Source organism: Providencia sp. 21OH12SH02B-Prov (assembly GCF_027362595.1).
GTDB lineage: Bacteria > Pseudomonadota > Gammaproteobacteria > Enterobacterales > Enterobacteriaceae > Providencia > Providencia zhejiangensis.
The window spans coordinates 164,519-181,105 of the sequence record NZ_CP114796.1 but is presented as its reverse complement, the minus strand read 5'-3'; the positions used below and the strand labels follow the sequence as shown (position 1 = coordinate 181,105).

General features: G+C 41.0%; 15 protein-coding genes. 8 read left to right on the top strand and 7 right to left on the bottom strand.

Features of this window, described 5'->3' with window-relative positions:
• Nucleotides 1–25: 25 nt before the first annotated feature.
• Complete coding sequence (fpr, locus tag O7C57_RS00785; RefSeq protein ID WP_269723509.1) at nt 26–772, top strand: ferredoxin--NADP(+) reductase; 747 nt, start codon at nt 26–28, stop codon at nt 770–772.
• 36 nt (nt 773–808) lie between these two features.
• Here fpr and O7C57_RS00780 read toward each other — a convergent pair whose 3' ends face one another.
• Nucleotides 809–1,231 (bottom strand): DUF805 domain-containing protein, encoded by a 423-nt coding sequence (locus O7C57_RS00780; protein WP_154623344.1) that lies wholly within the window; start codon nt 1,229–1,231, stop codon nt 809–811.
• Nucleotides 1,232–1,283: 52 nt separating this feature from the next.
• On the opposite strand from O7C57_RS00780, the gene O7C57_RS00775 reads away from it, so the two are divergent.
• The 5 genes from O7C57_RS00775 to O7C57_RS00755 all read left to right on the top strand — a co-directional run bounded on the left by O7C57_RS00775 (nt 1,284) and on the right by O7C57_RS00755 (nt 7,650).
• A complete protein-coding gene (locus O7C57_RS00775) occupies nt 1,284–1,895 on the top strand; it encodes a DUF1454 family protein (protein WP_154623343.1) in 612 nt (203 codons plus the stop codon).
• A gap of 185 nt (nt 1,896–2,080) precedes the next feature.
• A complete protein-coding gene (gene tpiA, locus O7C57_RS00770; protein WP_154623342.1) occupies nt 2,081–2,851 on the top strand; it encodes a triose-phosphate isomerase in 771 nt (256 codons plus the stop codon).
• Nucleotides 2,852–3,319: 468 nt separating this feature from the next.
• The gene (locus O7C57_RS00765; protein ID WP_282561668.1) at nt 3,320–4,267 is read left to right on the top strand and encodes an OmpG family monomeric porin; all 948 of its coding nucleotides are present in this window, start codon (nt 3,320–3,322) and stop codon (nt 4,265–4,267) included.
• Between the two features lie 419 nt (nt 4,268–4,686).
• Nucleotides 4,687–6,567, top strand: a complete 1,881-nt coding sequence (locus tag O7C57_RS00760; protein WP_154623653.1) for a glycoside hydrolase family 3 protein — start codon at nt 4,687–4,689, stop codon at nt 6,565–6,567.
• A 126-nt stretch (nt 6,568–6,693) separates the two neighbouring features.
• Entirely contained in the window at nt 6,694–7,650 is a 957-nt protein-coding gene (locus O7C57_RS00755) for an OmpG family monomeric porin (protein WP_163863352.1), read from the top strand.
• A gap of 164 nt (nt 7,651–7,814) precedes the next feature.
• Here O7C57_RS00755 and O7C57_RS00750 read toward each other — a convergent pair whose 3' ends face one another.
• The 6 genes from O7C57_RS00750 to O7C57_RS00725 form a co-directional block, all read right to left on the bottom strand.
• Nucleotides 7,815–8,816 (bottom strand): sulfate ABC transporter substrate-binding protein, encoded by a 1,002-nt coding sequence (locus O7C57_RS00750; protein WP_196714165.1) that lies wholly within the window; start codon nt 8,814–8,816, stop codon nt 7,815–7,817.
• A gap of 184 nt (nt 8,817–9,000) precedes the next feature.
• On the bottom strand, nt 9,001–9,978 hold the full coding sequence (gene pfkA, locus O7C57_RS00745; protein ID WP_154623650.1) for a 6-phosphofructokinase: 978 nt from the start codon (nt 9,976–9,978) through the stop codon (nt 9,001–9,003).
• Nucleotides 9,979–10,551: 573 nt separating this feature from the next.
• Nucleotides 10,552–11,496 (bottom strand): phosphatidate cytidylyltransferase, encoded by a 945-nt coding sequence (locus tag O7C57_RS00740; RefSeq protein ID WP_154623649.1) that lies wholly within the window; start codon nt 11,494–11,496, stop codon nt 10,552–10,554.
• Complete coding sequence (locus O7C57_RS00735) at nt 11,493–12,134, bottom strand: lysophospholipid acyltransferase family protein (RefSeq protein WP_154623648.1); 642 nt, start codon at nt 12,132–12,134, stop codon at nt 11,493–11,495. The genes O7C57_RS00740 and O7C57_RS00735 overlap by 4 nt, the downstream gene beginning before the upstream one ends.
• A gap of 270 nt (nt 12,135–12,404) precedes the next feature.
• A complete protein-coding gene (locus O7C57_RS00730) occupies nt 12,405–13,154 on the bottom strand; it encodes a M48 family metallopeptidase (RefSeq protein ID WP_154623654.1) in 750 nt (249 codons plus the stop codon).
• A gap of 428 nt (nt 13,155–13,582) precedes the next feature.
• A complete protein-coding gene (locus O7C57_RS00725; RefSeq protein ID WP_154623647.1) occupies nt 13,583–14,122 on the bottom strand; it encodes a Spy/CpxP family protein refolding chaperone in 540 nt (179 codons plus the stop codon).
• Nucleotides 14,123–14,275: 153 nt separating this feature from the next.
• Here O7C57_RS00725 and cpxR point away from each other — a divergent pair, with 153 nt between their 5' ends.
• A complete protein-coding gene (cpxR, locus tag O7C57_RS00720; RefSeq protein WP_004924392.1) occupies nt 14,276–14,974 on the top strand; it encodes an envelope stress response regulator transcription factor CpxR in 699 nt (232 codons plus the stop codon).
• Nucleotides 14,971–16,341 (top strand): envelope stress sensor histidine kinase CpxA, encoded by a 1,371-nt coding sequence (gene cpxA, locus O7C57_RS00715; protein WP_154623646.1) that lies wholly within the window; start codon nt 14,971–14,973, stop codon nt 16,339–16,341. Before cpxR ends, cpxA begins: the two co-directional genes overlap by 4 nt.
• The last annotated feature ends 246 nt before the right edge of the window (nt 16,342–16,587 follow it).

Sequence of the window (16,587 nt, the reverse complement as noted above, 5' to 3'; positions counted from 1 at the left end):
GAAAAAAATTCAGAGGTGAAAATTTATGGCCAATTGGGTTAACGGAACTGTTATTGAAGCAAAATTTTGGACCGAGTCACTCTTTAGCTTAGTCATCAATGCCCCCATTAAACCTTTTATCGCTGGTCAATTTGCAAAACTTGCCTTGGAAATCGAGGGAGAACGTGTACAACGCGCCTACTCTTACGTCAATGCTCCCAGCGATGATCGACTTGAATTCTACTTTGTCGTCGTCCCTAACGGGAAATTAAGCCCTAAACTTGCCCAATTGCGTGTAGGAGATACACTGCAAGTCACTGATGAGGCGTCTGGTTTCTTTATTTTGGATGAGATCCCTGACTGCCAGCATCTTTGGATGCTCTCAACGGGCACAGCAATAGGTCCTTTTCTCTCTATCTTACAAGAAGGTAAGGATCTTGAGCGTTTTGAAAAAATTATCCTTTTACATGCCGTCCGCTATCAAAAAGACCTAAGTTATCTTCCTTTAATGAAACAGCTAGCCGAGCGCTACCCAGAAAAGCTCCATTTGGTGACCGTTGTCAGCCGCGAGCAGTGTAAAGGCGCTTTATATGGGCGAGTGCCTGCATTAATTGAAAACCAGATGCTCGAAAACGTTACAGGAGTTTCCCTTGATGCTGCTAGCAGCCACGTAATGCTATGTGGTAACCCTGAAATGGTTAAAGACACACGAGAGGTACTGATAAAAACCCGTGATATGCGCAAACATTTACGCCGTAAACCGGGTCATATCAGCAGTGAACAATATTGGTAGTCATCCTAAGATCCCCTTAATGCGTGATATAGGGGATCAAGAAAGATAATCAACAGGTTGTGTTTTTTTGCCGTATTGATTTTCAGAATCCATCCCGACAAAAACACCACAGTCTAACAACATAATCATGGCGATTAAAAGAGGTAAAAAACGCCCAATTCCCCATTGCCAAACAGGTGCTAATTGGCTGACGTCCATGGAAAACAAGGCAAATGCAAGAATAATTAATGCAAACCAGCCGCCGGGTTTTCCTCTATCATGTAGACGTTTGGTAAAAATTGCCGCTAACGGGTATAGCAACAATACAAACAACACGATCACTACGATTTCAGGTAAGCGCAATGCATTTTGCAAAAGCACAATAACCGTCATTAAAATAAAGCATAAGGCGATACCCGCCCAAAAAGGTCGACGACCTATTCGCCCTTTGAAGGAGAAGGCCCATTGTTGTAATGTCATTACACCAGATCCTGATACACTATTAAAAACCCTAAAATGAGTGGCAAAACAAATGAAACAACCCGCACTCCGTTCAATCCCTATCATCATAACCGTTTTTCTACTTGGTTTGCCACAACTGACATTTGCACAAAAAGTACCGACACTGCCCAACACGGACTTTGAAGTGGCTTACTTAGCCCCTGATGCGCCCTCATTCGACCTCACTATCCCTCAGTTACGTAACCAGTTTAATCAAACCAATCCGACGTTACCGCTACATGAATACAAGGTGATAGCGAGCCAAGATATTTCGGCTCCCTATATTCGTGCCGCTTCTCGAATTAATGCTCACCTATATTCATCCGCTGTTCTTGAGCGTGGAAGCGAAAAGATTAAAAGTTTACAAGTCACTTTACTGCCAGAAGAGCGTCAAGATACTCAAGCGAATAGGCAATTAGCAGAGCGCTATATTATGGCGATTATCCATCAATTTGACCCAAACATTTCTGTCGATAAAGCGCCTGAATTAACCCTCGCATTAAATAAATTTATGGCGAATAAAGATGCCGTCCACGCCGAAGAGGTTCGTTTAGGCGGTCTACGCTACATTTTAGTAAAAAGTGAAAATAATGTGCTTACTTTTGCTGTTGAACCGATTAAGCTAGAAACAGAAGCGCCTTAAATAGATAAGGATCACAGCAATCGTCAGCAGCGTGATAAAAAGCAAAGCTATTGTTATGTATTCTCTTTATACTTAACACCTCAATTTTAGGCACAGTGACAGAAACATTTTTCTCGTTGCACAAAATGTAACAGCGCGGCGAGTCACTTATTGATAAATCAAACTCTCTGGTTGGAGGAAACAACATGCGACATCCATTGGTAATGGGTAACTGGAAACTGAACGGCAGCACCCATATGGTTAATGACCTGATCGCGGGTTTACGCAATGAACTGAGCAGTGTTGATGGCTGCGATGTAGCGATTGCCCCACCGGCTATCTACCTAGGTCAAGCAAAACATGCGCTTGCAGGTAGCCGTATCGCATTAGGTGCACAAAACGTTGACGTAAACCTTTCCGGCGCATTCACTGGTGAAACATCTGCGGAAATGCTCAAAGATATCGGTGCAAAATACATTATCATCGGTCACTCTGAGCGCCGCACATACCATAAAGAAAGCGATGAGTTTATTGCTAAAAAATTTGCGGTATTGAAAGAACAAGGTTTGATCCCTGTGCTGTGCATTGGTGAAACAGAAGCGGAAAACGAAGCGGGTAAAACAGAAGAAGTGTGTGCTCGCCAAATCGATGCGGTGCTCAATACACTCGGCGCGCAGGCATTCCAAGGAGCAGTGATTGCTTATGAGCCTATTTGGGCTATCGGTACAGGCAAATCAGCGACCCCAGCGCAAGCACAAGCTGTTCATAAATTCATTCGTGACCACATTGCGAAAAAAGATGCTGCCATCGCAGCACAAGTGATCATCCAATATGGTGGTTCTGTTAATGCAAGTAATGCGGCAGAGCTTTTCACTCAACCAGATATTGATGGTGCACTCGTCGGTGGCGCGTCATTAAAAGCTGACGCATTTGCTGTGATTGTTAAAGCGGCTGCTGAAGCGAAAAACGCGAAATAATTTATTTTTATTGAGAATAAACCGTCAATGTTTATTGGCGGTTTTTTTATTTGCTACCATAATAAAAGAATAATAACACTAATAAAAAACAATATATTTCCACAATAAAGAAAATTCATTTTATTTATTTGAATCACAAAAACAAAAACTCCCTAAAATAAATTATTCCTTTTCGCATTTTATCATCCCTAGAAAAATAAACTATAAATCATCAATATGATTTATTACTTATCCCACTAATATTCTTAAATATTCCTTTCATACCTCTTATCAAGAATACTCGACAAGGCGACTTTTTTTACATTAAATTCACATTGGCTTCGACCTTAAATTATTTACACGTTTTAAAAAAATGAATGTTAACGATAAATAACACCTTACTGTTAAATAAAAAATGATAACGGCTATTCGTCATCAACATTGCATTATTAATTTTCATCAAATAAAGCATTCACGATAAGGATGATTATGGAATATTTTAAAGGTTTAATTCTAAGCACAGTCATAATATTACCAACAACCGCTTTTTCCCAAGCCAGTAATGATTATTGGCATGTAGACACAGATGTTTATGTCGAAGTTGAAGAGTACCAAGGTCAACGAGACAGCTTTAATAACAAAGTATTCGACAAAGTCAGCATGGTAGGTAAGCTTGCACTGACTAACCCACAATCATTATGGGGCTTTTATTTCGAACATCGTGAGTCATTAAAAAATTATGGGCATGACTTTTCGAGTTCCCGTGACTCCTCTATCCGTAATCGAACTCAAATTGGCGCGACCCGCCAGCTCTACCGAAGTGCGGTTGCAGCATTCAGTCTAAATGGAAGTTACCGAAAAGAATCCAATGATTCCGCACCGAATACCACCGCGCTTTCATCCAATAGCTTATATTGGTTAATGCCAGCAGGTAGCATTCAAATTAATAAAAAATGGTCTTTTGATTTTTGGGATGCGCTCTATTACTACAGTAACTTTTTAGCATCAAACTACTATGAGTGGGAAGCTGAACACGGCGTCACTTACAAACACTCGAATGCCGTTACAGCAAAATTCACTTTATATAACGATAGAGTGTGGGATAAAGATTTCAATCAAGTTTTTGCACGGGATCAAATAAGAGGCTACTTCCCTATTAAGATCAGTGAAAAATGGGCGATTACGCCTTATTTTCGCTATTTTTTGAATGACAGCAGTTATGATGGCCAGAAAAATTTAACTCAACGGATCAAAAACGGCTATCGTATTGGAACACAAATCGCTTATAACGTGACCCCCAAATTAACACTCTGGGGTGGCGCAGCGATTGAAGCGACACAGTGGAAATACTCCATAAACAATCATATGACATCAGGAAGGAGTCATAGTCAAACCTACTACTTGGGGCAAATTGGTATCAAATACTCTTGGCAATGATAAGCGGAACACAACACTTTATTTTAAAAGATAAAAAAGTCGTAATAGCAGTAATACGGCTTTTTTATTAAACGCTATATTTTATATTAAAATTAATAATTAAAACATTTTTTACACATTAATCAGAATAAAAATTCAGTTTCAATTAATAGTTTAGATAATTAAATCTTTTCACGCAATTCACAGCCTAGATCACATAAGGGAATAATTCCAAAGTGGAATTATTCTATAGAAATATTAAGTATTCCACAAAATTAATCAAACAAAATCAATGCACTACTTAATATAGCACAATTTGTTAAATCGATAACTATTCTTCTTTCATAACAAATAAGAATAATCTTATCTGTGATTTATCTCACTTTATAATTAATTAACCCTACTTATTATTCATCGAAAAATAACTTAGGAATAACTCGATGAAAAATCTGACTCTACTTTCCCTCTGTTTATTGAGCGCCGTGTCGTTGGCTGAACCTATTTCACAAGCACAGCTTGATACTTTGTGGAAAAACAAACAAAAATCTGCTGAAGAAATTGTCAATAATATGTCTGAAGCCGAAAAAATTGGCCAACTATTTATGTTGGACTTCAGATATTGGAATCAGGATAGCAAAGGCGAGCCAGCTCCATTTCTGGTCATGAACGAGGAAGTTTCTAAAGTGATTAATCAATACCACTTAGGTTCTGTCATCTTGTTTCGTGAAAATTTAATTGATACCCCCCAAACGGTGGAATTAATTAACCAGCTACAAGCTTCCCGTAGTAATTTGCCACTCTTTATTGGTACTGACCAAGAAGGCGGCTATGTCACTCGCCTTCGTGTCGGAACCGAAATGCCCGGTAATATGGCCTTAGGCGCGACCCGTAATCCTGCTCTCGCAGAGCTAACCGGCATGATCCATGGCTATGAATTATCCAGCCTCGGCTTTAATATCAACTTTGGCCCTGTTGTCGATGTGAATAACAATCAAAATAACCCTGTCATTGGTGTGCGCTCCTATTCGGATAATAAAGAGCTGGTCGAACAGCTTTCGACCAATTACATCAAAGGCATCCATAAATACAATTTATTGACCTCACTAAAACACTTCCCTGGGCATGGTAATGTTTCCTCTGACTCTCACGTAGACTTACCTGTCGTGAATTCAAATGAACAAGAGTGGCGCTCTACAGAGTTACCGCCCTTCCAGTATGCGCTCAACCATGGCGCAGACGCAGTAATGACGGCGCACATCATTGTGCCTGCCCTCGATAACAGCAAGATCAAAACGCTAACAGGGAAAGAGGTGGGAACACCCGCTACGCTGTCAAAACCTATCCTACACGGCATTTTACGTGATGAGCTAAATTATGATGGCCTCATCATCACTGACGCCATGGATATGGGAGCGATTGCGGATAATTTTGATATGAATTGGGCTGTAGAAACCTCTTTATTAGCAGGCTCGGATATCATCCTTATGCCAATCAAAATGTGGGACAGCGAATCAATTACTCGTCTAGACAATATGTATCGCTATCTTGAAAGTGAGGCTAAGAAAAACCCTGAATTACAAAAACGTATTGATGAGTCGGCTAAACGCGTCATACTGAAAAAATTACAGCAAGAGATCACCGCTCAACCGGTTGATTTAAAAAATGCTCAACAGATTGTCGCCTCTAAAGGCCATAAAGATCTGGAGAATATGGTTTCAGAGCAAGCGATTACGGTGATCAAAAATGATCATGTTCTGCCTTATATCTTGAAACCACAAAATAGAATACTCGTCATTTCCGATGAAAAACCACGTAATGAATTAATTCAAAAACACTTAAATGCTATTGCTAATGAAACGGGTGTCACTATTGATAGCCAAGAAATCGTGATCAAATTAGCGGAAAACACCCTCACTGAAAAAGATATTAAACCTCGATTAAAAAACCAAGATCTGATCTTATTGACCACCTATAACTTAAAAGATAATCCAACTAACGCTCAGATAATCATTGATGAAGCGAATAAAGCAAATATTCCGCTCGTCGTTATTTCCTCTCGTAACCCTTACGATATCGCCTATTTGAAAGACGTTAAAGCTAACATCGCTATCTACGGCATTACTGGATTTGATATTACGAATAATAACCGTAATTCACTGGAAACAAATATTCGTAGTGGATTACGCACATTATTTGCAGACCAACAGACACAACCTTTGAATATGCCTAAGGGGCAACTGCCGGTCAATATCAAGAACCCTCAAGGGGATAAAATCCTGTTTCCTTATGGTTACGGTGAAACCTACAACACAACACATTAACGCCTATTTTCACTCTGTACTTTCCAGCCTCTATATCTCCATCGGAAATATAAGGCTGGTTATTACACCTCAACAAAAACAAACACTGCTACCTCATAAACAATAATTAAAAATTAAAGGATCATCATGAAAATATCATTGAATGGTTTACTCTTTCTCTCTGTTACTAGCCTTGCTACCCCAGTATTAGCGGCTGAGCCTATAAATAATGACTACTGGCGAATTACGTCTAACGTTTATATGGAATTAGAAAAATTTGAAGGTCACCATAATACCAGTGGCGGCAAGGTATATGACAAAACAACGATGATAGGCCAGCTCTTCTTATCAAACCCTGAATCTAAATGGAGCTTCTTTCTTGAACACAAAGAGTCTTTAAGAAGCTATAACCATAATTTCTCTACATCAAAAGACTCTTTTATTCGTAACCGTACCCAAATTGGGGCAACACGTAAAATGTATTCGAGCGATGTAGGGCAATTCAACCTAAACGTGACCTACCGAAAAGAATCAAATGACTCGGCTCCCGGAACGATGGCGCGTCCATCGAACACACTATTTTGGTTGATGCCTAGCGGGACTTATAATTTCAACGATAAGTGGGCATTTAATTTCTGGGATGCGTTTTACCACTACGATAATTTCCACGCCCCCAATAGTTATGAGTGGGAATCCGAGCACGGTATCGTCTACAAGGTGAATGATTCGGCAACCGCTAAACTCTATATGTACACCGACTGGACATGGGATAAAGACTTCAATAAAACATGGGAACAAAACCAAATCCGTGGCTACTTCCCAGTTACCCTAAACCAAGAATGGAGTATTATGCCGTACTTCCGCTATTACCTAAATGAGCACAATTACGACAGCAACCAACGTACGACCCAGAAAGTGAAAGAGGGTTACCGAGTTGGCACACAAGTTTTCTATAATTTAACCCCCAAAATCACATTATGGGGTGGATTCGCTGTTGAGCCGAGTACTTGGGAAAATCCGAAAGGTGCCGGCATTACCTCTGGTAGTCATAACCGCCAAACATTCTACTTAGGCCAATTAGGCGTGAAATACGTCTGGCAATAACAGAAAAAATATTGCTACCGCTCATCCCCTCATTGAGCGGTAGCAATCCACAAGCATCATAAAGCAACCCCTGTTTCTCCTATGTAACATGCCGTTCGGTGGCTAAAGAACCGGCCATTAGGTGCACAAAAATGATGTCGGCGACTCAAAATATGCCGTGTGTGTTAGGGGCGGCGACTAATCTCATCAAAAACGCCCCCATTGGCAAAATGCGTAGATTGCGCTTGAGTCCAACCGCCAAACACATCATCAACCGTCAATAGTTTCAGTTTAGGAAAGCGTTGCTGATATTTTTTAGCGACATCCGCATCACGGGGTCGATAATAATTTTTAGCGGCTATTTCTTGCCCTTCAGGGGAGTATAAATACTCCAAATAGGCTTGTGCGACTTCTCGCCGGTCACGTTTATCGACGGTTTTATCAACCACAGCCACAGTAGGCTCAGCTAAAATAGAGATGCTAGGCGTCACAATTTCAAATTCACCATTTTCACCAAGCTCATTAATCGCTAATAACGCCTCGTTTTCCCACGCAATTAATACATCTCCAATTCCACGTTCCACAAAGCTATTTGTTGCGCCGCGAGCACCAGAATCTAACACCTCAACATTTTGATAGAGTTGTTTAACAAATTGTTTGGCTTTCTCTGGGTCATGATGATTTTTTTCCAAAGCATATCCCCAAGCCCCAAGATAATTCCAACGCGCTCCGCCTGAGGTTTTGGGATTCGGCGTCACAATCGCAACATCTTGACGGATCAAATCATCCCAATCTTGGATATTTTTAGGATTGCCTTTACGGACAAGAAAGACAATTGTTGAAGTGTAAGGTGCGGAATTATCGGGGAGCCGTTTTATCCAATTTTTATCAATGCGCCCGCTGTCCGCTATGGCATCAACATCATAAGCTAACGCTAGCGTGACGACATCGGCTTCCAAGCCATTAATGACAGATGTTGCTTGTTTACCTGAACCACCATGAGACTGACGAATGGTTACCGTATCCCCAGTTTTTCCTTGCCAATACTGGCTAAAAGCTTGGTTATATTGCTGGTAAAATTCCCGAGTCGGATCATAAGAAACATTTAATAATTGAATGTTTTTCGCCCATGCTCCCGTCGTCAGTATTAATAACAATGCCGTTGCTGACTGCCATTTTAGTGCCATTCTTCCATACCTCATTCATTTAAATGTTAAGGCAGGCTGACAGATTTCATAGATAACATGAAATAATTAAAAATGACAATTTATGCAACAAAAGAATATACCGTGAATTCGATGAGAGAGAACAAACCTGTATCGTGCCGTTAATGCACGATACAGGAGAGATTTGCAATTGTAGAGGTAAAAATCAGTACAGTTTTTTCGCTGTATCGTACCAATCTTTCTTAAAGACGCGCTTCATGTTCATTACCGCATCAATAATGTCATGGTGAACCAATTTTTCGTTTTGGATCCCGACACAACGACCGCCATAGCCCTCTAAAAGGAGCTGAATAGAGTATGCCCCCATACGTGAGGCCAAAATGCGGTCATAGGCAACAGGCGATCCACCACGTTGAATATGTCCCAGTACCGTTGCACGCGTTTCATGATGGGTTTCTGCTTCAATGTATTTAGCTAATTCATCAACATCGCAAACATGTTCTGTAATCGCAACGATGGCGTGTCGCTTGCCTTTCTCAATACCTTGTTTGATTTCAGACAACAGCTCTTCACGATCATAAGCCATTTCATTTTCAGGCAAGACTAAGAACTCACACCCTCCCGCAATCGCCGCGGATAGCGTTAAATCACCACAGTAGCGTCCCATCACTTCAACAATAGAAATACGTTTGTGAGAAGTTGAGGTATCACGCAGACGGTCAATCGCTTCAACAACGGTTTCAAGGGCAGTGAAGTAACCAATGGTATAGTCTGTTCCTGCAACGTCATTATCGATAGTGCCGGGTAGACCAATACATGGGAAACCAGCTTCTGTTAATGCTTTAGCACCGAGATAAGAACCATCACCACCAATCACGACGAGAGCATCAATATGATTTTTTTTCAGATTTTCAATGGCAACAGCACGAACTTTTTCATCGCGGAATTGAGGAAAACGCGCAGATCCGAGGAAGGTACCACCGCGGTTAATCATGTCAGAAACACTATAACGGTCTAGCTGTTTCATGCGATTTTCATATAAACCTAGATATCCATCATAGATACCCATGACTTCTAACCCTTCGCTCAATGCAGCACGTACCACGCCGCGGATTGCAGCATTCATACCTGGTGCATCACCACCGCTTGTTAATACCCCAATTCTTTTAATCTGCTTGACCATGATGACCTCTGATTAATGAATATAAATTGCAAATCGATAAAAGACACAACACCTGCGCTTTTCTACATCAAATTCGATTATAAACCATCGTGCTGAATTGATTCACCTACCACTATAATACGGTAAAGGTACTGATATACCTGTTTTCCATCAAGTTTTGATACTTTATTGTGATCCAGTCTACACAATTTTAGTTCATAAAATGGATTACCGTAAAAACACAGGCTCACTATAGCGGTTGTTGCCTTACTTCGAAACAAAAATTAAGTCTCCATCATAGCATTGATATGAAATAGAAAGTTAACCTTGCGAGTTAAACATCAGCGGCAGTCACTCGCACGGTTATCTATATTCACATGATAAAGCGCCATTTTTCACGGGTGTTAAGGAAGCCAAGGTGAACCTCCTTGCATCATTCCCCAGTAGCGTGAGGACGACAACATGCCATCGTTGGGTTGCTAAACACACCAACTGTCGCGAGGTATAAAATTTGATAGGCTTTAGTTGAGTGCCTGACCCGCGCGGGTTCAAGCACTTTTTTCATTTTGGAGTTAATCGAACACAGAAGCCAAATTACGTATAAAAATAACGTGTTAAGTGAAAGAATATTGGCGCTGCGAAACATAACGAGTCGATACGGTCTAACATGCCACCATGCCCTTCAATAATTGCGCCGAAATCTTTAATACCACTATCACGTTTGATCGCCGACATACATAACCCCCCGACGAATCCCATTAAAGTGATCGCAAGAGACATCAATCCTGCAACCCACCAACTGAAAGGCGTTACCCAATATAAACAGATCCCAATAAGCACCGAAGAGAGTATGCCGCCGATAAAGCCTTCAATTGTTTTATTAGGACTTAATTTTGGCACTATCGGATGTTTGCCAAACAATTTCCCAAACACATACTGCAACACATCAGAAAGTTGGGTCACAACAATTAAAAACAGGAGTAATTTTACATTCTCGCCTTCATAACCTTGAATATCTAACATCAATAAAGCAGGAACATGACTTAAACAAAACACCGCAACTAACATGCCCCACTGAATTTTGGCTGTGCGTTCAAGAAAATGATAAGTATCCCCCGCTAAAGCGATACGTGTCGGTAAGAAAAGAAATACGAATACCGGTACAAAAATAGAAAACATGCCATACCACTGAATACCAACCAAAACATATTGCAACGGCAGGAATATAAAAAAGCACCAAAATAACGCTTCATGATCACTACGTCGAGTTGGCGTTAAAGTAATAAACTCTCTCAATGCGAAAAATGAAATTAGCGCAAATAAAATCACAACACCGATATTGCCTATCACAACGGCCAATACACACACGATACACATCAACCACCATGCACGTATTCTGGCATTTAAATTGTCGATTGTAGGATTGCTCTTTTCTCCTGAATACCGATAAGCAAGGATCCCACCAATGATACTGGCTACCACGAGTATACTGAATACACCCGATAGCAATAACACGATCTCGCTATCCCAAAGGCTCATGGCATCAACTCCTCTAATGCAGATTTAGCGCGTTGTAAAAATTCAGCTTTAGATTCATCCTCGCCTAATGGCGAGAGAGGCGCTCCCACTACTGCGGAACAAATAACGGGAACCACGAGCTTGGAGCCTTTTGGCAACACACGGTTTAAATTTTCAAGATAAACAGGAACCACTTCGACATGAGGAAATTTTTTAGCTAGGTGGTAAATACCACTTTTGAAATGACTTAATTCTTCGCCATCGCCGCGAGTGCCTTCCGGAAAGAGGATCAATGATTGTTGCTGTACTAACACCGCTTCTAGCGGCGCTAATATATTGTCTTTGGCGGCCCCCTCCCCTTTTCGATCAACCAATACAGCTCGGAATACTTTATTAACCAAATAACGTCTAAACGGTGTTTTATCCCAATAATCTTTTGCTGCCACAGGATGGACGGTATGGCGCATTAAAGGAGGTAAGCCAGACCAAATAACAAGACCATCAAGGTGACTAGAGTGATTCGCATAATATATACGAGACGTCATCGTTGGTTGACAACCGACCCAACGCGTACGTACACCGGTTAATAAGCGGCAAGTAAATGATAATAACATCCCCATTCCTTTTGCCATCAAAGAAACTCTTTGAGCTTTTTCCATCTTTATTCCTTGCAAAGCGTTTTTCTACCCAGTTCTTAGTCAGAAGGGATAAATATTTTTTAATTAACACATCAGAAATGAAAATTAAGACTTAAGCTAAACGGGTTTATTTATTAGCACAACAGGGAAGCTCTGAATTCCTCTTATTTGAGATTACACTCGCAGACACGCTGCAAATTCTCTGAAAAAACTCACAAAAAATGCAAAAAAAGTGCAGCGATGGATTCACCATAGCTGCACTTCAATATGATTGTTGACTAACAAAAAGGCTTATTTATCAGCCGCAATACGGTCACGGATATGTTGAGCACGTTCAGCTGACGGTGGATGCGAGTCAAACATGCTGCTTTCGCTACCGCCCAGTTTTGCTAATTTCTCAAAACTGGTTGCCAGACCTTCGGTTTTAATTCCACGCTTTTTCAGCAGGTCATAAGAGAAATCATCCGCCTGACTTTCTTGGTGTTGAGAGAACTGAGAGTTAACCAGTTTTTCACCCAATGCAGCAACCTGAGACGCGCTCAATTGCTCAACCACGCCACCTGCTGAAGCCGCTGCGGTGCGGGCAGCAACAGCGGCATAAGCAACTTGCATAGCTTTACGTGAGTGACCCAGTGCAACGTGGCCCATTTCGTGGCCTAATACACCTTCAACTTCATTATCATTCATCATATCCATCAAACCGCTATAAACACGCACACAGCCATTCGCCATTGCCCACGCATTTACTTCATCGGTCAGATAAACTTTATAGTTAACAGGAGTGCCATCGATTTCATTGCCTAATGCTTTAGCAATTTTATCTAAGCGCTTCGAGTATTTGCTAGAAGCAGGTGCAATTTTATTTTGTGCATCCATCTCTTTACATGACTGGTCACTTAATTGCTTCACGTCACCGTCAGTTAAAGTAGCAGCTTGCAGTAATTGCATACCCGAGTTTGTTAGCATGCCCTGATCTAAGTTTTTACATCCCGTCAAAATCACGGCTGAAACAGCGACTGCAACAAGCGCCTTCATCTTCATCATATTTTTTCCTTTGCAATACACATAACCATTCTTTTTAAGGTTTTAAAGACTATAAAGTCTGCAAAAAATAACAATAGGAATATAGTAAGAATCGACTTATAAAGTGAAGTTCATCTGTTTTTTATCTCAATAGTAGAATTTGCAGCAGAATAAATCACGATAGACTAAATAATATGATTAAAATTAAATAACAGGAAAGCCCTATCCCGATATTAACCTGTGCACAATTCAACTGTTCATATTCATTAAATCAGTCTTTTTTGGATTTATAAGGCCTATGATACATAGTAATAGGCAAAAAAATAGCCCCAAGAAGGGGCTGTAAAAGACAGGGATGGTGTCTATGGCAAGGAAAAACTTCACTTATTGCTACTTCACTACTACGATCAAGAGAATTTCGAATTAAACAACTTCAACAAAACTATTTACTGTAAAGCCTGAAATTGAGACATCTTCTGTTGATGGATCTGCTCAAGTTGGGCTTTCTGCTCAGGTGTTAATAGCTGGTACAACTCATGGTGAATACGCGCCATTTCAACACGCTGGGCCAATTCTTTTTGCATATGTTTTTCTAACTGGTCACGAACCGCTTTTTCATCAAAATCATCGGCGATGATTAAATTGTGCAGTGCTTCACGCTCTTGCATGGAAACTGGGTTATCAAATTGATAACGACGCTGTGTTGCCATTAAATCTCGCAATTGCTGACGCTGTTTTTCATTTAACGTGATACCATTAAACATAAATGTACTTGTGCGTTCTGCATTACCAAACAGCTCATGGTGCTGAAGCTGAGCAACTACTGATGGAGACTCCGGCTCATTTTGCATTTGTAACATTAGGGGAGTCGATGAATCACCAGTTTGAATAATATTTTCTGGTGTATCCCCAAAAGCCGTCACTGATCCGATAATAAATGCAGAGGTTAACGTCAACATAACTGTTGTTTGTGCTGTTCTTTGCATTCCCAACTCCTTGTTCTCGGACAGTGCTCGTGATTCAATGTAGACAACTATACGCTGGTGGCTGCAAACTAGCGTCAGAGCATGTAAAAGAACGTAAAGTCATGGAATCGTGAAGATTGTTATCGTATTTTGGCAGCTGGAGGACTTAAACACATGCATAAAATCCTATTAGTTGATGACGACCGTGAACTCACGTCGCTCTTAAAAGAACTGCTCGAAATGGAAGGTTTCAACGTTGTCATCGCCTATGATGGTGAACAGGCTTTGCAACAACTTGATTCGTCCATTGACCTGTTATTACTCGATGTCATGATGCCAAAGAAAAATGGTATTGAGACATTAAAAGAGCTACGTCAAATCCACCAAACCCCCGTTATTATGTTGACTGCCCGCGGAAGCGAACTCGACAAAGTATTAGGGTTAGAATTAGGTGCTGACGACTATTTGCCTAAGCCTTTTAATGACCGTGAATTAGTCGCGCGTATCCGTGCATTATTGCGCCGCTCTAATTGGAGTGAACAAAACCAAGGAGATAACAGCAATACACCGGTATTACAGGTGGATAAACTACAATTGAATCCAGGCCGCCAAGAAGCTAGCTTTGACAATGAAATTCTTGACCTAACAGGTACCGAATTCACGTTACTGTATTTATTAGCACAGCACCTTGGTCAAGTTGTTTCAAGAGAACATTTAAGTCAAGAAGTGCTCGGTAAGCGGTTAACACCGTTTGACCGTGCAATTGATATGCACATATCTAACTTACGCCGTAAACTCCCAGAACGTACAGATGGTCAACCTTGGTTTAAAACCTTGCGTGGCCGTGGATACTTGATGGTTTCAGCAACATGATAAATAGCTTAACCGCGAGAATATTTGCGATTTTCTGGTTTACCCTCGCACTAGTTTTAATGCTAGTGCTGATGGTACCCAAGCTAGACTCTAGGCAGCTCACTTCCCTACTGGAAAGTGAGCAACGCCAAGGGGAGATGCTTGAGCAACACATCGAAGCCGAACTTGCACAGGCACCGATGAACGACCTACTTTGGTGGCGACGTATTTCTAACTCCATCAAAAAATGGGCCCCCCCGGGGCAACGTCTCATCATTGTGACCAGTGAAGGACGTGTTATCGGTGCGATGCCCAGTGAAATGCAAGTGATCCGTAACTTTATCGGGCAATCCGACAACGCCGATCACCCGAAAAAGAAAAAATACGGACGAGCCGAAATTCTTGGACCGTTTTCCATTCGCGACGGTGAAGATCACTATCAACTCTATTTAGTACGACCGGCAAATAGCCCGCAATCAGACTTTATTAACTTATTGTTTGATAGACCATTCCTGCTGTTAATTGCCACCATGTTAATCAGTGCTCCGTTACTACTTTGGCTATCATGGAGTCTGGCTCGCCCTGCTCGTAAATTAAAAATGGCAGCTGACGATGTCGCAAAAGGCAATTTACGTCCACACCCTGAACTTGAATCTGGACCTCAAGAATTTCTTTCTACAGGTAATAGTTTTAACCAGATGATCAGTGCGCTTGATGGCATGGTCACCGCCCAACAACGTTTAATTTCTGATATCTCACACGAATTACGAACGCCATTAACTCGATTGCAGTTGGCAACGGCACTATTACGTCGTCGCCACGGTGAAAGTAAAGAGTTAGAACGCATCGAAACCGAAACCCATCGCTTAGATAGCATGATCAACGACTTATTGGTGTTATCACGTAGCCAACACAAAAATGAAATCCTCAGGGAGAACATTAAAGCCGATGATTTATGGGGAGATATTTTAGAGGATGCTCGCTTTGAAGCAGAGCAAATGAATAAAACGTTGGATGTAACCGCACCGCCCGGCCCATGGCCTATCTACTGCAACCCATCGGCAATTGGCAGTGCATTTGAAAACATTGTTCGTAATGCCCTTCGTTACTCTAATACACACATTGCGGTGAATTTTAAAGAGGAAAACAACGGCATATTAATCACTGTTGATGATGATGGCCCTGGGGTTAGCCCAGCAGACCGTGAAAATATTTTCCGCCCGTTCTATCGCACTGATGAAGCTCGTGATAGAGAGACCGGAGGCACGGGGTTAGGTTTGGCGATTGTTGAAACAGCGATATCACAACATAAAGGTTGGGTAAAAGCTGACGATAGCCCACTTGGTGGTTTACGTTTACAGATTTGGTTACCCGAACATGGTCGATAATCTTATCCAGCCATAAGCTTTATTTTAAGCCCTTTAAATAAGATTATTTAAAGGGCTTACTTTTTATTTCGCAATATTGATATCTCACTCACGCCCACCTATTTACTTAAGCATTCTTGCTTATTTCAATATCAACACGTTTTATCATCATTTTTTGATAGGAATTAAAAGCCATTTAAAAACAATAAATAGGAAGTTCTCATATTAATAAAAATGAATACTCGATATTAATCCCTCAATTTCTAT